Annotated in this window: 11 protein-coding genes; 4 read left to right on the forward strand and 7 right to left on the reverse strand. The window is 70.8% G+C overall.

The window, feature by feature from the left end; all coding sequences use genetic code 11:
- The first annotated feature begins 16 nt into the window (after positions 1–16).
- Positions 17–733 carry a TetR/AcrR family transcriptional regulator gene (locus tag ACZ60X_RS02300; RefSeq protein ID WP_469592299.1) on the forward strand — a complete coding sequence of 239 codons (717 nt, stop codon included), beginning with the start codon at positions 17–19 and terminating at the stop codon, positions 731–733.
- Between the two features lie 28 nt (positions 734–761).
- On the opposite strand, the gene ACZ60X_RS02305 is transcribed toward ACZ60X_RS02300, so the two are convergent.
- Together ACZ60X_RS02305 and pulA are read right to left on the reverse strand one after the other, a co-directional pair.
- On the reverse strand, positions 762–1121 hold the full coding sequence (locus ACZ60X_RS02305) for a 5-carboxymethyl-2-hydroxymuconate Delta-isomerase (RefSeq protein WP_469592300.1): 360 nt from the start codon (positions 1119–1121) through the stop codon (positions 762–764).
- A gap of 33 nt (positions 1122–1154) precedes the next feature.
- Positions 1155–6527, reverse strand: coding sequence for a pullulanase-type alpha-1,6-glucosidase (gene pulA / locus ACZ60X_RS02310; RefSeq protein WP_469592301.1), 5373 nt, complete (start codon positions 6525–6527; stop codon positions 1155–1157).
- A gap of 189 nt (positions 6528–6716) precedes the next feature.
- Between pulA and ACZ60X_RS02315 the strand changes: the two genes are divergently transcribed.
- Positions 6717–8801 (forward strand): carbohydrate-binding module family 20 domain-containing protein, encoded by a 2085-nt coding sequence (locus ACZ60X_RS02315; RefSeq protein WP_469592302.1) that lies wholly within the window; start codon positions 6717–6719, stop codon positions 8799–8801.
- Positions 8802–8862: 61 nt separating this feature from the next.
- Here the strand turns inward: ACZ60X_RS02315 and ACZ60X_RS02320 are convergent, their stop codons facing one another.
- The 4 genes from ACZ60X_RS02320 to ACZ60X_RS02335 all read right to left on the reverse strand — a co-directional run bounded on the left by ACZ60X_RS02320 (position 8863) and on the right by ACZ60X_RS02335 (position 14114).
- The gene (locus ACZ60X_RS02320; RefSeq protein WP_469592303.1) at positions 8863–10584 is read right to left on the reverse strand and encodes a glycoside hydrolase family 13 protein; all 1722 of its coding nucleotides are present in this window, start codon (positions 10582–10584) and stop codon (positions 8863–8865) included.
- A 216-nt stretch (positions 10585–10800) separates the two neighbouring features.
- Positions 10801–11706 (reverse strand): sugar ABC transporter permease, encoded by a 906-nt coding sequence (locus tag ACZ60X_RS02325; protein ID WP_469592304.1) that lies wholly within the window; start codon positions 11704–11706, stop codon positions 10801–10803.
- A 19-nt stretch (positions 11707–11725) separates the two neighbouring features.
- Positions 11726–12730 carry a carbohydrate ABC transporter permease gene (locus ACZ60X_RS02330; RefSeq protein ID WP_469592305.1) on the reverse strand — a complete coding sequence of 335 codons (1005 nt, stop codon included), beginning with the start codon at positions 12728–12730 and terminating at the stop codon, positions 11726–11728.
- 106 nt (positions 12731–12836) lie between these two features.
- Positions 12837–14114: an extracellular solute-binding protein gene (locus tag ACZ60X_RS02335; RefSeq protein WP_469592306.1), complete on the reverse strand. Its 1278-nt coding sequence runs from the start codon at positions 14112–14114 to the stop codon at positions 12837–12839.
- A gap of 320 nt (positions 14115–14434) precedes the next feature.
- Between ACZ60X_RS02335 and ACZ60X_RS02340 the strand changes: the two genes are divergently transcribed.
- Positions 14435–15469 (forward strand): LacI family DNA-binding transcriptional regulator, encoded by a 1035-nt coding sequence (locus ACZ60X_RS02340; protein ID WP_469592307.1) that lies wholly within the window; start codon positions 14435–14437, stop codon positions 15467–15469.
- A 68-nt stretch (positions 15470–15537) separates the two neighbouring features.
- Positions 15538–16419: a phosphatase PAP2 family protein gene (locus ACZ60X_RS02345; protein ID WP_469592308.1), complete on the forward strand. Its 882-nt coding sequence runs from the start codon at positions 15538–15540 to the stop codon at positions 16417–16419.
- Here ACZ60X_RS02345 and ACZ60X_RS02350 read toward each other — a convergent pair.
- On the reverse strand, positions 16404–19415 hold the full coding sequence (locus ACZ60X_RS02350; RefSeq protein ID WP_469592309.1) for a bifunctional [glutamine synthetase] adenylyltransferase/[glutamine synthetase]-adenylyl-L-tyrosine phosphorylase: 3012 nt from the start codon (positions 19413–19415) through the stop codon (positions 16404–16406). The genes ACZ60X_RS02345 and ACZ60X_RS02350 overlap by 16 nt on opposite strands.
- Positions 19416–20007: the final 592 nt, after the last annotated feature.

Raw genomic sequence — 20007 nt, forward strand, 5'->3', positions numbered from 1 at the left:
TCGGTAAGGTGTTCGCATGAGTACCGGGGTTCGCCGCAGGATGGGCGTCGAGGAGCGGCGGCAGCAGTTGATCGGCGTCGCGCTCGACCTGTTCAGCCGACGCTCGCCCGACGAGGTCTCCATCGACGAGATAGCGACGGCGGCGGGCATCTCGCGTCCGCTCGTGTACCACTACTTCCCCGGCAAACTCAGCCTGTACGAGGCCGCGTTGAAGCGCGCCTCGGAGGACCTCGCGGCCCGCTTCGCCGAGCCGCACGAGGGTCCGCTAGGCGCCCGGCTGCTGCGCGTGATGCGCCGCTACTTCGACTTCGTGGACGACCACGGGCCCGGTTTCTCGGCGTTGATGCGCGGCGGTCCGGCGGTCCCCGCGGACGGAGTCGGCTCGAAGGACCACGTGTCCGCCACGAACGCGCTCATCGACTCCGTGCGGCAGGCCGCGTACGACCAGATCCTGGCGCACCTCGGCGTCATCGACGCCTCCCCGCGCCTGGAACTGGTGATCCGCTCCTGGATCTCGCTCGCCGAGTCGACGGCGCTGCTCTGGCTGGACGGCCGGCGCGTCCCGCGCGCCGAACTGGAGCTGCAGCTGGTGCACGACTTCGCCGCGCTGGCCGCCGTCAGCGCCGCCTACGACGAGGACATGGCGGCGCTGCTGAAGCGGATGGTGCAGGACGAGCCGGCCGACGGCCCCTTCGCGGAGCTGGTCGGCCGGCTGGTCTCCCTGGGCGCGTGAGCGCTCCGCCGAACCCGCCCAGCGGGTCCTACCGGTCGAACTTCCGGTAGGACCCGTCCAGTTCGCGCACCTCGGCGGAGGCGTGCAGGGTGACCCCGTCCTCCGGTGCCACATGCTTGCGCAGCAGGTCCAGCACGGCCTCGGTGAGCCGGGCCTTCGTCTCCTCGCTGCGGCCGGCGAGGAGCCCGATGGTCACGTGGACGACGTAGTGGCTCTCGTCCGTGAGGCCTACGTAGCCGTATCCGGTGTTCCCCTCCCGGAACAGCGTCTTGCAGGCCTCCGGCTTGGCCGCGGCGATCTCGACGACCGCCTCGTGCAGCTCCCGCACGAAACCGTCCGAGAGGACGTCGTCGGCGTTGTACGAGTAGTCGATGGTGATCTGCGGCATGAGCACTCCTGTTTCTACGGCAGTCGCCTCACCCTAGTCCCCCGCCCGAGCGAACACCGCCGCGGTCCGCGCCGGGACGCTGAACGTGCCCGGTCCGGCCGCGTAGGAGGAGGTCTTCACCACCGGGTCGGCGCCGGAGGCCTGCACCGGGTGCAGCCGGTAGTGCGTACCGGCGAGCGCGGCGATCGTCTGCTCCTGCCGCTGCGGGGTGGCGTTGAAGACGACGACGAGGTCGCCGAGGCGCATGGTGATGACACCCGGGGTCTCGTCCTTGCCCGAGAGCGGGAAGGACAGCCGTCCCTGGACCTGGGCGGTCCCGGCGAGGGAGAACGCCGGTTCCGTCGTCCGGATCCTGAGCAGGTCCCGGTAGGCGGCGAAGGCGCCGGTGATCTCGGGGCAGCCGACCCTGACCGTGCTCAGCAGCGGCTTGGCGTACGGCCACTTGGCCTCGTTGTCGGCGGCCATCGGCAGCCCCCGGCCGAAGCCGTTGCCGTCGGCGCAGTTCCAGTGGATTGCGTTGAACCAGTCGCCGCTGTCGAACGAGTTGCGGTCCAGGGACTTGGAGCGCAGCAGGTCGGTGCCGGCCTGGGAGAGGGACGGTCCCTGGGAGAGGGCGGCGGTGGCCATCGCGAGGACCTGCATCCGGGCCCGGTCGGCGGCGCTGGTCCTCGCCGGCAGCTTGTAGGCCAGCGCGTCGAAGAGGGACTCGTTGTCGTGCGCGTCGACGTAGGCGAGGGCGTCGCCGGGGGCGTCCGCGTAGCCGGCGGGCGAGCCGTTGTAGTCGATCTCGGCTCCGGTGACCTGCTTGCCGTCGGTGTCCGTGAAGCGATAGGCGGCGAGGTTGCCGGTGAGCCCGACCTTGATCAGGTCCTGGTAGTGCAGGAGCCGGGCCTTCTGCTCGGCCGCGGTGCCGTTGGCGGAGGAGGAGTTGGGGTCGGTGTAGAGGCCGGTCGCGAAGCCCTGGACGCCGGGGTCGGCGTCGAAGGGGCTGCCGCCGCGCACGGCGTCGCGCGCCCGGTCCGAGAAGGTGGCGACGCCGGTGCCGGCCATGTTCGCCTGCGTGGCCTGCACGAACCGGGCGTCGTTGGCGACCTCGCCGAAGTTCCAGCCCTCGCCGTACAGGATGATCTTCTTGCCGTCGACGCCGTCCCTGGCGACGGTCAGCGCGTCGAGGGCCTTGCGGACGGCCAGGATGTTGGCCTTCGGGTGGTGGCCCATGAGGTCGAAGCGGAAGCCGTCGACCTTGTACTCCTTGGCCCAGGTGACGATCGAGTCCACGACCAGCTTGCCCATCATCGCGTTCTCGGGCGCCGTGTTGGCGCAGCAGGTGCTGTCGGCCACCGAGCCGTCGGCCAGGAGCCGCTGGTAGTAGCCGGGCACGATCCTGTCGAGCACGGAGGTGTCCGACTGGCCGCTGGCGGCGGTGTGGTTGTAGACGACGTCCATGACGACCCTGAGGCCGTCCTGGTTGAGGGACTGCACCATCCTGCGGAACTGGACCGTGCGGGCGGTGCCGTCCGGGTCGGTGGCGTACGAGCCCTCGGGGACCGTGAAGTGGTACGGGTCGTAGCCCCAGTTGTAGGCGTCCTTCGCGGCGGTCTTCGCCACGCAGGCCTGCTGCTGGTCGGAGTCGGCCGGGTAGGAGGCGAGGTCGCACGGCGGGCTCGCCTGGTCGGCCTTCTTCTCGGGGACGGAGGTGAAGTCGAAGACGGGCAGCAGGTGCACGTACGACGTGCCCGCCTTCGCCAGTGCCCGCAGGTGCTTCGAGCCGTCGCTGCCGGTGTCGGTGAAGGCCAGGTAGGTGCCCCGCTCCCCGGCCGGGACGGTGGTGTCGGCGACCGAGAAGTCCCGGACGTGCAGCTCCTGGATCTGCGCGTCGCGCAGCGGTACGGCCTTGGGCTTGCGCAGGCCCGCCCAGCCGCTCGGCACGAGCGACCGGTCGTCCAGGTCGACGACGAGGCTGCGCTCGGAGTCGGCGGTGAGGGCGAGGGAGTAGGGGTCGGTGACCTTGTTGACGACCATCCGGCGCACGCTGGGCGCCCAGACCTTCACGGCGTACCGGTAGGGCTTGCCCTTCCAGGACGCGGGCCCGGTGACGGACCAGACGCCCGTGGTGTCGTCGCGGTGCATGGCCTTGAGGGAGCCGTCCAGCTCCAGGGACACGCTCTGCGCGGTCGGCGCCCAGACGGACAGGGTGGGCCTGCCGTCGTGGAAGACCGGCCCGAGCCGGGCCGTGGTGGCGCCGGGGTAGAGGTCGTCCAGCACGCCGGCGGTCTGCACGCCGGTCGCGGCCAGCACGGCGCCGTCGGCGGTGCGCTGTGAGGCGACGAGCTGGCCGGTGAGCGCGGTGCGCACCCGGCCGCGGTCACGCGGGTCCACGGACCAGGCGGTGTAGTCCTTCAGGTACGGCAGCCGTGCCTTCTGGGCATCGGTGAGCGTGGTCTTCTCCAGCCGGATCCAGCGCTCGTCGTCGCTGGTCAGCGTCCCGTCCTTGACGGTGATCGAGCCGTCGCGGGAGAAGAGCAGCTGGGTGGAGGCGGCACCGTCGACGCCGTTCCAGGCGACCGTGTCCCGGTCGATCCAGACCGCCTTGGAGGTGGTCAGATCGAGCGCGGCCGCGCTGCCGGCCGGCTGCGGGAGCAGGTGCTTGTCCTGGCCGTTCAACAGCCACACCTCGTAGCCGTCGGCCTTGAGGTCGAGGGACTGGTCGGCGGCGAGGTCCTTCTCGTCGCCCTTGTGGATGATGTAGCTGAGGCTGGTGGCACCCGCGCTGAGCGGCACCTCGAAGACCGCGCCATAGGCATCAGTCTTGACCGGCATCAGCGGCTTCGACCAGTCGGTGGGGGCGGCCGCGCCCGTCCAGACGTGCAGGCCCCAGCCGGCGTAGTTCCCGTCGGCGCGGTGGTAGTGCAGGACGGCCTTGGTGGTGTCCTGGGCGGGGTACGACGGCTTCTGCGTGAGGACGTCGGCCCTGCCCTGCTCGACCCAGACCTCACCCGTCCTGGGGACGTCGATGCTCCGGTCGGCGGAGACGTCCTTGTTCCCGTTCTTGTCGACGACGAGGAAGCCCACGGTGGACGCGCCGGGCTTGACCTTGACGTAGGCGAAGGCGCCCCAGGCGTCCCGGCCGACGAAGGGGTGGCCGGCCGGCCAGGTGGTGGACTCGCCGTCGGCGATGTCGCCCCAGGCGTACAGGCCCCAGTCGGCGTAGCCGCCGTCGGTGCGCTTGTAGTGGACGATCACGTAGTCCCGCGAGGAGGCCGTGGGAGGCACGGGCGCGGGCGGGGTGCCGGAGGTGCTGCTCGCGGTGGCGCTCGCGGTGTGCCCGGCGGAGTCGATCACGACGGCCTTGTAGCGCAGGGCGGTGCCGGCGGGTACGGCCCTGCCGAGCATCTGGGTGACCTTGTACGGGGCGTGGTCGGCCGAGCCGAGCACCTGCCACCTGCCGTTTCCGACCTGGGCGGCGAAGACGACCCGGTTCAGCCGGCCGCCGCCGACGCCGGCGCTCACGTCCACCGTGCCGGTGGCTCCGGCGGCCGGGGCCTGGAGGGTGATCGTGGGCCTGGCGGTGGGTTCGGCGAGCGGGCCGGTGGCCCGGTAGACGACGGCGGACTCGGCCGGGACGGTGACGGTGGCCCTGGCGTCGGCGTCGCTGCGCACGGAGCCGGTGGCGCCGTAGACGCCCCGGTATGTCATGCCGGCGGACCCGGTGGCGAAGGTGGCCGTCCGGGCCGTGTCCGCGTTGTTCAGCGCGACGACGTACTCCTGGCCGCTCTTCGCGTCCGTGCGGGTGAAGGCGTAGATCCCGGCGCCGTCGGCCGCGTACCGCTCGGTCTGGACGCCGTCGGTCAGGGCCGGGTTGGCCTTGCGCAGCTTCGACAGGGCGGCGATGTCGCGGTAGAGCGGGGCGCCGGTGTCGTAGGAGTCGCCGGCGTGGGTGCGGGTGGTGCCGATCTCGGGGTCCTTGAGGTAGTCGGGCACCCGGGAGGCGAACATGGTCTGGCGGGCGTCCTTGTCGCCGCCGGAGCCGGTGAAGCCCTGTTCGTCGCCGTAGTAGACGACGGGGTTGCCCCGGCTGAGGAACATCACCTCGTTGGCGAGCTTGTCCTTCTTCAGGATCTCGGCGTCGGTGGCCTTCGGGTTGTCCTGCTTCAGGAAGTAGCCGATGCGGCCCATGTCGTGGTTGCCGAGGAAGGTGACCTGCTCGTAGGCGTTGGCCTTGTCGGTCGTGTACTTCCAGTCGTCGCCGAAGACGCCGGCGAGCCGCAGAGCGCTGCCGCCCTGGGAGGCGTAGGCGCGGGCCGCGTCCTGGAAGGGGAAGTCGAGGGTGGCGTCGAGGCGGCCCTGGGTGACGTACGGGGACGTGACGTTCGTGTCCGCCGAGTAGGTCTCGCCGAACATGAAGAAGTTCCTGCGCCCGTGCGCGGCCGCGTACCGGTCGAGTGCGGTCGCCCACTGGGTCCAGAACTCCATGCCGACGTTCTTGACCGTGTCGATCCGGAAGCCGTCGACGGCGAAGTCCCTCACCCACCGCTCGTAGATCTGTTCCATGCCGTGCACGACCTCGGGGCGCTCGGTCCACAGGTCGTCCAGGCCGGAGAAGTCGCCGTAGGTGGCGGACTCGCCGGCGAAGGTCGAGTCGCCCCGGTTGTGGTACATCGTCGGGTCGTTGAGCCAGGCCGGGACCTTGGACCGACTCGTGACCCTCGGGGTGTAGGGGAAGGAGGCGGTGGAGACGGCCGGGAACCTCTTCGTGCCGTCGGCGTAGTCCGCGTCGTCGAAGGGCCGGCCGTCCCCGGTCAGGTAGGGGAAGGCGCCCTTGGAGCGGTAGTCGGAGGACTTCTCCCGGTAGTCGATGACGTCGGCGGTGTGGTTGGTGATGACGTCGAAGAAGACCTTCATGCCCTTGGCGTGGGCCTTGGAGATGAGGGTCTTGAGGTCCTGGTTGGTGCCGAAGTGCGGGTCGACCTGGGTGAAGTCGGTGATCCAGTAGCCGTGGTAGCCGGCCGAGGCGTTCGCGCCGGTGCCCTGGACGGGCTTGTTCCTGAAGATCGGCGCCATCCAGATGGCGGTGGTGCCGAGGCCCTTGATGTAGTCCAGCTTCCGGGTCAGGCCCTTGAGGTCGCCGCCCTGGTAGAAGCCCTTGTCGGTGGGGTCGTAGCCGGTGGCCAGGCGCGAACCGGTGAGCCCGCCCCGGTCGTTGGACGTGTCCCCGTTGGCGAAGCGGTCCGGCATCACGAAGTAGAACTGCTCGCGGGTGTCGTCGTGCCGGGCGGGCTGCGCGGCGAGGGCCGCGTCCGACGGGGGTGCCGGCGGGGTGGCCGCGTGGGCCGCCAGTGGCTGGATCAGTGCGGCGGCGAGGGCGGCGGCGGTAACGGCCGCGGCCCGTCTCGCTCTCGGTATCACAGGCGGTAACTCCTCGCGCAGACGGCTCTCTTGGGTCCGACCCCGCGCGACCGTATCCCTGCCGAAAGCGTTGCTGCAAGAGTCTTGAAACTCACAGCAAGAAGTTTCAACCTCAACCTTGACGTGCTCTTCTCAACTGCCGCACGCTCACCGCTTGTCGAGACCAACCCCTGTTCTACGGAGCCGCACATGACCGGAAACCGACACCACCTCCCGGGTCCACCGGGCGCCCTGCGCCGCACGGCCGGGGCCGTGGCCGCCGGCGCGCTGGCGCTCGCGGGCGTGCTCGCCCTGCCGGCGACCCCCGCCCAGGCGAGGACGACCGCCAAGGGCGACGTGATCGCCAACCTGTGGGAGTGGAACTGGGACTCGGTCGCCTCGGAGTGCACCAACGTGCTGGGACCGGCGGGTTACGGCGCGGTCCAGGTGGCACCGCCCGAGGAGTCCCTGAAGCAGACGGACTTCTACTGGTGGGACGTCTACCAGCCGTACTCGTACAGTCTCAACAGCCGCTTCGGCAGCCAGGCGAAGTTCAGCGCCGTGATCACGGCCTGCCACAAGGCGGGCGTGAAGGTCTACACGGACGCGGTGATCAACCACACGGCCGGGCAGACCGGCACCGGTTACAACGGCACGGCCATCACCGACAAGTACACGACCCCGAACTGGTCCCGCAGCGACTACCACGACTCCAGCGAGTGCCCGACCTCGGACCTGACCATCAAGGACTACTCGAACCTGACCCAGGTCCAGAACTGCGAACTGCTGGGCATGCCCGACCTGAAGACCGAGTCGGACACCGTCCGCGCGGGAATAGCGAACTACCTCAACTCCCAGCTCGCGCTGGGCGTGGACGGCTTCCGGGTCGACGCGGCCAAGCACATCCCCGCGACCGACCTGGCGGCGATCGAGGGCAAGCTGACCAACACCACCTCGGGGACGGCTCCGTACGTCTTCCAGGAGGTCTACCCGGGCGCGACCCCGCAGCCGAGCGACTACTACGGCACCGGTGACGTCCTGGACTTCACCTACGCCGCCAAGATGAAGTCGGCGTTCCAGGGCAATGCGAGCGACCTGGCCTCGCTGTCGTCGTCCGGCATCCTGCCCGCCGCGAACTCGGTGTCCTTCGTGACCAACCACGACACCGAGCGCAACGGCACGGACATGTCGTACAAGGATGGCGACACCTACAAGCTCGCCAACCTCTTCCAGCTCGCCTACAAGTGGTCGACGCCCACGGTGTACGCCGGCTGGGAGTGGACGCAGAGCGACCAGGCCCCGCCGAACTCCGCGGGCTTCGTGACGAACACGGACTGCTCCAACGGCTCCTGGTACTGCCTGGACCGCGACACGGCGGTGGTCGGCATGGTGTCCTGGCACAACGCCACCGACACGGCCGCGGTCTCGAACTGGCAGACCATGTCCTCGAACGTGATCGGCTTCGGGCGCAGCGGCAAGGGCTTCTTCGCCCTGAACAACGGCACGAGCAGCGCGACCTACACCTTCGCGACGGGCATGGCCGACGGCACGTACAGCAACGTCGTCGACGGTGGGAGGACGACGGTGACCGTGAGCGGCGGCAACGCGTCGATCACCCTCCCCGCGAAGGGCGCCGTCGCCTTCTACAACGCCTCCTACACCTGCACGGTGGGCTGCGGCGACGCGGGCAGCGGCTCCGGCGACACGGTGAACGCGACCTTCGCCGAGTACGCGTCGACCCCCTCCGGCACCAGCGTGTACGTCGTGGGCTCCCTCCCGGCGCTGGGCGGCTGGGACACCTCCAAGGCGATCCGGCTGTCGTCCGCGGGCTACCCGGTCTGGTCCGGCGAGGTCGGCGTGCCGGTCAACACATCCTTCACCTACAAGTACATAAAGAAGGACAGCTCCGGCAACGTGACGTGGGAGTCGAACGCCAACCGGTCGGCGTCCACGACCACTTCGGCCCTGTCGCTGAACAACTCCTGGAACGTGGCGGACACCGACGCCACCGACATCACCTTCCACGAGAACGCGACGACGAGCTGGGGCACCAACGTCTACGTCGTCGGCTCGATCCCCTCGCTCGGCTCCTGGAACACCGCGGACGCCGTCCCGCTGTCGTCGGCGGCCTACCCGGACTGGAGCAAGCTGGTGATCGTCCCGAAGAGCACCGCCTTCACCTACAAGTACCTCAAGAAGGACAGCTCAGGGAACATCACCTGGGAGTCCGGCGCGAACCGCTCGTACACCACGGGCACGTCGTCCGGGTACACGACCGGCGACACCTGGCAGTAGCACCCGGCTGACACGACAACGGCCCGCTGCCCGCGAGGGGCGGCGGGCCGTGCGGCTGCCGCTACGCCGTCGTCCACCACACCGTCGTGTCGGCCGGTACCGTCGTCGTCTCACCGCCGGTCCCGGTCAGCTCACCGCTGGCCAGCAGGACACGGCCGTACGCCGGAACGGTCACCGCCTTGCCCGTGGTGTTGGCGACGCACACGAACGTGCCCCGGCGCAGGGCCAGGACGCCCTCCGGCGCCGCCAGCCACTGCACCGCGTCGCCCGCGCCGAGCGCGGGATGCTCCCGGCGGACGGCCAGCGCGGCGCGGTACAGCTCCAGGGTGGAGCCGGCCACGCCGGTCTGCGCCTCCACGCTCAGCTCGGCCCACTCCGGCGGCTGCGGCAGCCAGCTGCCCCCGCCGCCGAAGCCGTACGACGAGCCCGCGCGGGTCCACGGGATCGGCACCCGGCAGCCGTCGCGGAAGCCGTCCTGGCCGGCGCCGCGGAAGTACGCCGGGTCCTGGCGCACCTCGTCGGGCAGGTCCACGACGTCCGGCAGGCCCAGCTCCTCGCCCTGGTAGATGTAGGCCGAGCCGGGCAGGGCCAGCATGAGCAGGGTGGCGGCGCGGGCCCGGGTGAGGCCCCGCTCCCGGTCCCCGGCCGAGCGGATCTGGGTGCCGAGGCCGGGCGGGTTGGCGAAGCGGGTGGCGTGCCGGGTGACGTCGTGGTTGGACAGCACCCAGGTGGCGGGCGCGCCGACCGGGCGCATCGCCTCCAGCGTGCGGTCGATGACCTCGCGCAGCTCCGTCGCGTCCCACGCCGTGCTCAGGTACTGGAAGTTGAAGGCCTGGTGCAGCTCGTCCGGGCGGACGTAGTTCGCGGTGCGCTCGACGGTCGGCGTCCAGGCCTCCGCCACGAAGATCCGCCCGCCCGCCTCCCACCCCCGCCCTTCTGACGAAGGCCCTTCGGGGCCCTTCTTGTTCGAGTACTCGTCCAGGATCAGCCGCCACTGGCGGTAGATCTCGTGCACGCCGTCCTGGTCGAAGAACGGCATGACATCGTTGCCCAGCAGTTTGAGCTGGTCGTGTGCGCCCAGGTCGGGGAGGCCCTCCGCCTTCACCAGGCCGTGCGCCACGTCGATACGGAAGCCGTCGACGCCCATGTCCAGCCAGAAGCGCAGGATGGAGCGGAACTCGTCGCCGACCGCCGGGTGCTCCCAGTTGAAGTCGGGCTGCTCGGGCGCGAAGAGGTGGAGGTACCACTCCCCGTCCTCGACACGCGTCCAGGCCGGGCCGCCGAAGATGGACTCCCAGTCGTTGGGCGGCAGTTCGCCGTTCCTCCCCTTGCCGGGGCGGAAGTGGTAGCGGTCGCGCAGCGGGGAGCCGGGGCCCTCGGCGAGGGCGCGCCTGAACCACTCGTGCTGGTCGGAGGAGTGGTTCGGGACGAGGTCGACGATGATCCTGAGCCCCAGGTCGTGGGCGTCGCGGATCAGCGCGTCGGCGTCGAGGAGGTTGCCGAACATCGGGTCGACGGCGCGGTAGTCGGCGACGTCGTAGCCGGCGTCGGCCTGCGGGGAGGCGTAGAAGGGGCTGAGCCACACGGCGTCGACGCCGAGGTCGCGCAGGTACGGCAGACGGGAGCGGATGCCTTCCAGGTCGCCCATGCCGTCGCCGTCGCTGTCGGCGAAGCTGCGCGGATAGACCTGGTAGATGACCGCGTCCCGCCACCAGTCGCGACGGTCGGCGACGGCGGCCGCGGCGGAGTGAGGGGCCGGTGCGGCAGGGTGCTGCTGGCTCATGGCGTCCTTGGTGTGATGGGAGTCCCCCCGCACGGGCACAGCCGGCGTGGGGGAGGATTTCGGGTCATGGGCGCGTGGGCGGGTGCTACGGCGGCGGGTGCCGGCACCGGGGGGTCGGGGGTGTGCGAGGCGGCCGCGATCACAGCGGGGTCGGATGGGGATCGCGGCCGCCTACCCGCGCGGCAAGGCGCGCGGGAGCCTGTGCGCGAGGAGCCCTCAGCCCTTCGTACCGCCCGCGGTCAGGCCGGTGACGAGGTTCTTCTGCACGAGGTAGAAGAACACCGACACGGGTATCGCGATCAGCACCGCGGTGGCGGCCATGTAGTTCCACTGGGCGTCGTGCTCGCTGACGAAGGTCTGCAGGCCCACGGCGAAGGTGTACTTGGAGTCGTCCAGCAGGAAGGTCGTCGCGAAGGCGACCTCGCCGACGGCGGTGATGAAGTTGTAGAAGGCGGCCACGGCCAGCCCCGGGCGGGCCAGCGGCAGGATCAGCCGGAAGAAGGTGCCGAACGGGCTGAGTCCGTCGACGCGTCCGGCCTCGTCGATCTCGAAGGGGATGGTGTCGAAGTACCCCTTGAGCAGCCAGGCGCTGTACGGCACGGCCGTGGTGCAGTTGATGATGATCAGCGCCCAGTAGGTGTCGATGAGGCCCAGGTCGCTGAAGATCTGGTACATCGGCACGATCAGGATGGCGATCGGGAAGGCCTGCGTGAGCAGCAGCACCCACATCAGCTGCTTGTAGCCGGGAAAGCGCATCCGGGAGACCGCGTACCCGGTGGTCGCGGCGACGAGGACACCGATCAGGGTGGTACCGAGGGCGACGATCAGCGTCGACTTGAACCAGTCGAAGAAGCCGGTGTGCTGGAGCACGAAGCTGTAGTTGGACAGGCTGAGCTTCCCCGCGATCTTGCCCGGGTGGAGGTAGTCGTCCTTGGCCGGGCCGAGCGAGAGGTAGCACAGCCAGGCCACCGGGGCCAGCGCGATGAGGCTCGCGACGGCGAGGCCGCCGTGCAGCAGGGCGGCGCCGAGCCGGCCGCGCTCGCCGCGCCGGCGCGTGTTCCGCGGGGACTCGACGGGCGGCACCGGTGCGGTCCCGGTCGTCTCAAGGGTCGTGGTGCTCATGGCGGCGGCTCCTGCGGCGTCAGACGGCGAGCTGGTCATTGCGCTTCAGCCAGCGGAAGTAGAAGGAGGTGAAGACGATGAGGATCGACAGCAGGAGCACGCCGTAGGCGGCGGACTGGGCGTAGTCCCGCGGCTGCTGTCCGAAGCCCAGCTGGTAGGCCCAGTCCACCAGGATCTGGGCGTCGGGGGCGCTGGTGGGACCGAACAGCAGGAAGATGATGACGAACTGGTTGAAGGTCCAGATGATGCCGAGCAGGACGACGGTGGAGCTGACGGACCTCAGGCCCGGCAGGGTGACGTGCCGGAAGCGCTGCCAGGCGTTCGCGCCGTCCATCTCGGCCGCCTCGTAGAGCGAGGAGTCGATGGACTGCAGGCCGCCGAGCAGCGAGAGCATCATGAACGGCACGCCGCACCAGGTGTTGACCATGATCGCGGCGAACCGCTGCCAGAAGGTGTCCTCCAGCCACTGCGGCTGCGGCAGGTGCATGGCGTGCAGGATCTGGTTGAGCACGCCGGAGTCGGCGAGCATGATCCGCCAGGAGAAGACGGTGACGAAGGTCGGCACGGCCCAGGGCAGGACGAGGAGCAGCCGGTAGAAGGTGCGGCCGCGCAGCTTCTGGTTGAGCATGAGCGCGAGGCCGAGGCCGATCGTGTAGTGCAGGAACACACAGGCGGCCGTCCAGACGACGGTCCACAGGAAGTGCGACCAGAAGCGGTCGTACGCGGTCGGGCCGAACAGGATGTCCTTGTAGTTGTCCAGGCCGACGAACTTGTAGGTGGCCGCGATGTGGTTGACGCCGATCGTGCGCGCGGAGTTCAGGCTGTTGGCGTCGGTGAGGGTGAGGTAGACGCCGCGGATCAGCGGGTAGGCCACGATGCCGGCGAGCACGAGGACGACCGGGGCGATCATCGCGTAGGCGTACCAGTACTTCTGGTAGCCGTGCCTGATGCGCTGCCCCAGCCCGGGCCGAGGCGCGCGGTCACCGCGGCGCCTGCCGGTCGCGCGGTCGATGGCGACTGTCATGGTTCGACACCTTCAAGAGGATCAGAGGGTGGGCTGGGCACAGGGCGGTGGCCGTCGGATCCTTCCCCCCCGATCTCGTACGGGAGGATCCGGCGGCCACGCGGGTTCACTTGCTGAAGTCGGGCACCAGCTTGGCGATGGCCAGCTGGGCGTTGCTCAGGCCCTGGTCCAGCGACTCCTTGCCGCCGGCGATCTTGGGCAGCTCCTGGTCGAGCGGGGTCCACAGGCTGCTGTACTCGGGCAGCGCCGGGCGCGGCTGGGCGGCGGACAGGACGCTCTGGTAGCCGGCGATACCGGGGTCGGCCTTGACCTTGGCGGTGTAGGCGTCGGAGCGGGTGGGCAGGGTGGAGTTCTTCAGCGCGATGGTCTCCTGGGAGGCCGCCGAGGTCATGAACTTCACGAACTTCAGGGCCGCCTCCTGGTGGGCCTTGTCGGAGCCGGCGTACACCGAGAGGTTGTGGCCGCCGGTGGGGGCGCCGGCCTTGCCGGTGGAGCCGGCCGGGACGCTGGCGATGCCGAGGTTGGACTTGTCCGTGAAGGCGCTGCCCTTGTAGATGTTCGTGATCTCCCAGGGGCCCTGGAGGGTCATGCCGAGCTTGCCGTTGACGAACGCGTCCTGGATGTGGGCGTAGGCGTCGGCGGTGGCGTCGGCCTTGTGCAGGCCCTTGCCGGAGAACAGGCTCAGCCAGGTGCCGTAGGCCTTCTTCGCGGCCGGCGAGTCGACGGTGATCTTCTTGGCGGCGGCGTCGACGGTGTCGGTGCCCTCGCCGTAGAGGAAGGGCTGCGCGTAGTAGGACTGGGTGGAGCCCCAGTAGCCGTCGGCGCCGGTCTTGTCCTTGATCGTGGCGGCGTCGGCCTTCAGCTCGTCCCAGGTCTTGGGGGCCTCGGTGATGCCGGCCTTCTTGAACAGCGCCTTGTTGTAGATCAGGGCCAGGGTGTCGGTGACCAGCGGGACGCCGTAGGTCTTGCCCTCGTACTGGGCCTGCTTGATCAGGTTCGGCTCGAAGCTGCCCTGCTCGGAGAGGGCCTCGGTGCCGTCCAGCGGCAGGAAGTAGCCCTTCTTGGCGAAGGCGGGGGTCCAGCCGACCTCGGAGCGCAGGACGTCCGGGGCGCCCTTGGAGCCGGCCGCGGTGTCGAACTTGTTCTGCGCCTGGTCGAAGGGCACGTTGACGTACTTGACCTTGATGTTCTTGTTCTGGGCCTCGAACTGCCGGACCAGGGCCTGGTACGTCGGCGCCTCGTTGGTGGCGTTGGAGGTGTCCCACCAGGTGAGGGTGACCGGACCGTCCGACTTGCCGCCGCTGTCGCTGCTCCCGCCGCCGCAGGCCGTCGCCGCGAGGGCGAAGGACGCCACCAGCGCGGAGGCCGCTATGCCACGCCGCATGAGTTCTCCTTGAGGGTTGAAGCCCGAGTGATGCCGCCGCGCCGATGGGGCCGCCGGGCGACAGGGAACGTAACAGCGATGCAATCGTTGCGAAAGACCTTGCAGAAAAAAAGTGCAAGGGAAGACGATGGTTACCCTGTCGTTACCGCTCAGCGGTCAGGTGACACTTGTGCAAGACTCTGCAAGCTCTTGCCATCCCCCAGCCCGACAGAAGGACGAGGAGCGCGATGAGGCAGCAATCCGCACCGGGCCGGAAGGCCGCCCGTGCGCGGCGTCCGGCCGGTGGGCAAGGCGGCATACGACCGGTACAGTCCAGTGCCGTGACCACACGGCTTGCCGACATCGCTGCGCAGGCGGGGGTGAGCGAAGCGACGGTCAGCCGGGTCCTCAACGGGAAGCCGGGCGTCGCCGCCACCACCCGCCAGTCCGTGCTCGCCGCGCTGGACGTGCTCGGCTACGAGCGCCCGGTACGGCTGCGCCAGCGCAGTGAGGGCCTCGTCGGCCTGATCACGCCAGAGCTGGAGAACCCGATATTCCCGGCCCTGGCCCAGGTCATCGGCCAGGCGCTGACCCGCCAGGGCTACACGCCGGTGCTCGCCACGCAGACCCCGGGCGGGTCGACCGAGGACGAGCTGACCGAGATGCTCGTGGACCGCGGGGTCGCCGGGATCATCTACGTGTCCGGGCTGCACGCCGACACCACCGCCGACATGGAGCGCTACGAGCGGCTGCGGGCGCAGGGCGTGCCGTTCGTGCTGGTGGACGGGTTCTCGCCGAAGGTGCAGGCGCCGTTCATCTCCCCCGACGACCGGGCCGCGATGACGCTCGCGGTGACCCACCTGGTGTCACTGGGCCACACCCGGATCGGGCTGGCGCTCGGGCCGAAGCGGTTCGTGCCGGTCCAGCGCAAGATCGAGGGCTTCGTGCGGGTCGTGCACGAGCAGTTGGGGCTGGACGCCGCGGTCGTCGAGACGGAGCTGGTCCAGCACTCGCTGTACACGCTGGAGGGCGGCCAGGCGGCGGCGAGCGCGCTCATCGACCGCGACTGCACGGCCGTGGTGTGCGCGAGCGACATGATGGCGCTCGGTGCCATACGGGCCGCGCGGCAGCGCGGCCTGGAGGTGCCGCGCGACGTCTCGGTGGTCGGTTTCGACGACTCCCCGCTGATCGCGTTCACCGACCCGCCGCTGACCACCGTGCGCAAGCCGGTCCCGGCGATGGGGCAGGCCGCGGTGCGCACGCTGCTGGAGGAGATCGGCGGAACGCCCGCGCCGCACAGCGAGTTCGTCTTCATGCCGGAACTGGTGGTGCGGGGTTCGACCGCTTCCGCGCCGCATGTCCTGCGCACGTCGTAGAAGGTGCGGGACGGACCCGACCTTGGGATGATCTGCCGGAGAAGCCTTTTCTGGCAGACTTGATGCCTATGAGTGACTCGGCCGTGACGCAGTCGGAAGGTCGCGAGGAGGTGGCCGTTCCGGGGGCGGCTACGGGCGGGGGCACAGCGAGTCCGCTCAGCCGGCTGCGCCGGCCCCGGCGGCCCCGGCTCTTGTTCGAGATCCTTCTGATCGCGGTGAGTTACTGGACGTACTCACTGATCCGTAACGCCGTCCCGGAGCAGAAGGCCGAGGCGCTGCGCAACGCGGACTGGGTCTGGCGGGTCGAGCACCATCTGGGCGTCGCGGCCGAACAGGCCGTCAACCACGCCGCCAATTCGGTGACTTGGCTGATCATCGGCATGAACTACTACTACGCCACCCTGCACTTCATCATCACGATCGGGGTGCTGGTGTGGCTGTACCGGTGGCATCCGGGGCGGTACGCGGCGGCCCGGATGGTGCTGTTCGCGACGACGGGTGTGGCGCTCCTCGGTTACTACCTGTTCCCGCTCGCGCCGCCCCGGTTGATGCGCGGCGGGCACTTCGTCGACACCGTGGCGGTGCACCACACGTGGGGCTCCATGGCCTCCGGCGATCTGAAGCACATGTCCAACCAGTACGCGGCGATGCCGTCCATGCACATCGGGTGGTCGCTGTGGTGCGGGCTGACGGTCTCCGCGCTGGCGTCCGTGCCCTGGGTGCGGGTGCTGGCGCTGCTGTACCCGGCGCTCACGCTGGTGGTCATCGTGTCCACCGCGAACCACTTCTGGCTGGACGCGGTGGGGGGCGTGCTGTGCCTGGGGTTCGGGTTCGCGGTGGCCCGGGTGTGGTTCGGGGCGGTGCCGCACCGGCTGCCCCGGCCGGCGGTCCGGACCGGCCGGGCCGCCAGGCCGAGGCCGGAGCCCGAGAGGGTTCACGTTCCGTCGTAGAACAGTTCCTCCACGGTCGTCCGCGCCCTGCGGGCCGTACGGCGGTAGGCGTCCAGCATGTCCCCCGCGTGGCCCGATCCGTAGCCCAGGTAGCGGCCCACGGCCGCCAGCTCGCGGGGCTCCGTCGGGAACGTGTCGCCCGCGCGGCCGCGCACCAGCATCACCGCGTTGCGGACCCGGGTGGCCAGCACCCAGGCCTCGTCCAGGGTCTCCGCGTCCTGGGCGGACAGCAGCCCGGCCTCGCGGGCGGCGGCGAGTGCCTCGCGGGTGCGGGTGGTGCGCAGGCCCGGTTCGTGGTGGGCGTGGCGCAGCTGGAGCAGCTGGACCGTCCACTCGACGTCCGACAGGCCGCCCGGGCCGAGCTTCGTGTGGAGCTTGGGGTCGGCGCCGCGCGGGAGCCGCTCGGACTCCATACGGGCCTTCAGGCGGCGGATCTCGCGGACGGCGTCCTCCGGGAGGCCGCGCTTCGGGTAGCGCAGGGAGTCGATCAGCTCGGTGAAGCGGCGGCCCAGGTCCTCGTCGCCCGCCACCGGCTCGGCCCGCAGCAGCGCCTGGGACTCCCAGACCAGGGACCAGCGGCGGTAGTACGCCTCGTACGACTTCAGGGTGCGCACCAGCGGGCCCGACTTGCCCTCCGGGCGCAGGTCGGCGTCGATGAGCAGGGGCGGGTCGGCGCTGGGCAGCTGGAGCAGGCGGCGCATCTCGGCGACCACCTTGTTCGCGGCGGCGGCCGCCTCGTGCTCGGGCACGCCGTCCTGCGGTTCGTGGACGAAGAGGACGTCCGCGTCGGAGCCGTAGCCCAGCTCGTGGCCGCCGAACCGGCCCATCCCTATGATCGCGAAACGGGTGGGCAGCGTGTCTCCCCAGCCGTCGCGGACCACCGCGCGCAGGGTGCCGGCGAGGGTGGCCGCGGTGAGGTCCGAGACCGCCGCGCCGACCCGGTCCACGAGGGCGCCCTGGTCGGCCTCGGCCGGGCTGGTCTCGGTGCCGTAGGAGCTGACGATGTCGCCGGCGGCGGTGCGGAACAGCTCGCGGCGGCGTACCCCGCGGGCCGCGGTGACCGCCTGCGCGGCGTTCTCCGCACGCCCCACCGCGGCGAGGATCTCCTGCTCCAGCGGGGCGCGCTCGCGGGGCGTCAGACCGGCTCCGGGCAGGCCCTTGCCGTCGCCGTCGCCCAGCAGGGCCACCGCCTCGGGGGCGCGCATCAGGAGGTCGGGGGCGAGGCGGCCGGCCGAGAGGACCCGGGCGAGGTTCTCGGCGGCCGCGCCCTCGTCCCGCAGGAGGCGCAGGTACCAGGGGGTCTTGCCGAGGGCGTCGGAGACCTTGCGGAAGTTCAGCAGGCCCGCGTCCGGGTCCGCCGAGTCGGCGAACCAGCCCAGGAGGACGGGCAGCAGGGTCCGCTGGATCGCCGCTTTGCGGGTGACGCCGGAGGCCAGGGCCTCCAGGTGGCGCAGGGCCGCCGCGGGGTCGGCGTAGCCGAGGGCGACCAGGCGTTCGCGGGCGGCTTCCGGGCTCAGGCGGGCCTCGCCGGGGGCGAGTTGGGCGACCGCGTCGAGCAGGGGGCGGTAGAAGAGCTTCTCGTGGAGCCTGCGGACGACGCCGGTGTGCTTCTTCCATTCGCGGTTCAGTTCCCCGACGGGGTCCGTGCGCAGCCCTAGGGAGCGGCCGAGCCGGCGCCGGTCCTCCTCGGCCACGGGGACGAGGTGGGTGCGGCGCAGGCGGTAGAGCTGGATGCGGTGTTCCATCGAGCGCAGGAAGCGGTACGCCTCGTCCAGGCGGGCGGCGTCCTCGCGGCCCACGTAGCCTGCGGCGGCCAGTGCCTGGAGGGCGTCCAGGGTGGTGCCGCTGCGCAGGCTCTGGTCGGCGCGGCCGTGGACCAGTTGCAGGAGCTGGACCGCGAACTCGACGTCGCGCAGGCCGCCGGGGCCGAGTTTCAGCTCGCGTTCGATCTCGGAGGCCGGGATGTTCTCGACGACGCGCCGGCGCATCTTCTGCACGTCCGGTACGAAGTTCTCGCGTTCGGCCGCCTTCCAGACCAGGGGGTCCAGGGCGGCTACGTACGCGTGGCCGAGGTCGGCGTCGCCGGCGACCGGGCGGGCCTTGAGCAGGGCCTGGAACTCCCAGGTCTTCGCCCAGCGTTGGTAGTAGGCGAGGTGGGAGGAGAGGGTGCGCACGAGGGGGCCGTTGCGGCCCTCGGGGCGGAGATTGGCGTCCACGGGCCAGATCGAGCCCTCGACCGTGGTCTCCGAGCAGATGCGCATGAGGTGCGAGGCGAGACGGGTGGCGGAGGCGAGCGCTTTGGCCTCGGTGGTGGACTCGGTGGCCTCGGCCACGAAGATCACGTCCACGTCCGAGACGTAGTTCAGTTCGTGGCCGCCGCACTTTCCCATGGCGATCACCGCCAGGCGGCAGGCCGCGGCGTCCTGCGGGGCGTGCGCCTGCGCGATGGCCAGGGCTCTGCGGAGGGTGGCGGTGGCCAGGTCCGCGAGTTCCGCCGCCGTCTCCGCCACGTCCGTGGTGCCGCAGACGTCGCGGGCGGCGATGGAGAGCAGGCAGCGGCGGTAGGCCACGCGGAGGGCGACGGGGTCGGCGGCGTCGGCCAGGCCGCGCTCGAACTCGGCGAGGCCCGGGTGCAGGTCGTGGGGCTCGTAGGTGACCAGGGCGTGCCAGTCGGCCGGGTGGCGGGCCAGGTGGTCGGTGAGCGCGGCGGAGGCACCGAGGACGCCCAGGAGGCGGTCGCGCAGGGGCTTGGCCGCGATGAGGGTGTCCAGCAGCTCGCGGTGGGCCGTGGGGGTGGGCTGGGCCTCCAGCAGGCGGACGAGGCCGTGCAGCGCGAGGTCGGGGTCGGCGGTCGCGCCGAGCGCTTCGAGGAGGACGGGATCGTCGCGGACGGCGCCCAGTTCGGGACCGTCGAGGAGGCGCTCGGCGGCGGAGGGATCGGTGAAGCCGTGTCGTAGCAGGCGGGTGAAGGTGCTGCTCCTGCGGCCCGGCGTCATGCTCGGCCTCCCCTGGGGATCTCGATCGTCCTGGCTGAGCCTAACCCTGCGGGGCTTGGGCGGTATGCGGGTGCCTGCGGCGGCCTGTGCGCGTTGTCTGTGGTGGGAGGGTGGGGGGATCGCCTGCGGTGGCCTGTGCGGGCGGCCTGCGGTGGGGGGCGGGGGGATCGCCTGCGGTGGCCTGTGGTGGGGGACCTGGGGTGGCGGCTGCGGGCATGTGGGTGGTGGCGGACGGGGGGATGGGAGGGCCGTAGTGGCGGTGGCGGGAGGTATGTGGTGGCGGGCGCCGACGGCCTGAACGGGACGCCTGAGCGGACGCGGGGTCCGGCGACGTTTGCGCCGGATGCCTGCGGCGCCTGAGGGGGACCTGCGGCCGGAGGTACTGCCCGGACAGGTGGCCGTGGTCGGGGTGCCTGCGGCGGGTGGTGCTGGTGCGGCGGCCCGGACAGGTGGTGGCAATGCTCGGGGTGCCTGCGGCAGGGGTGCGGGTGCGGCGGCCCGGACAGGTGGCCGTGGTCGGGGTGCCTGCGGCGGGTGGTGCTGGTGCGGCGGCCCGGACAGGTGGTGGCAATGCTCGGGGTGCCTGCGGCAG

The sequence above is a fragment of the Streptomyces sp. NPDC104106 genome (assembly GCF_055584345.1).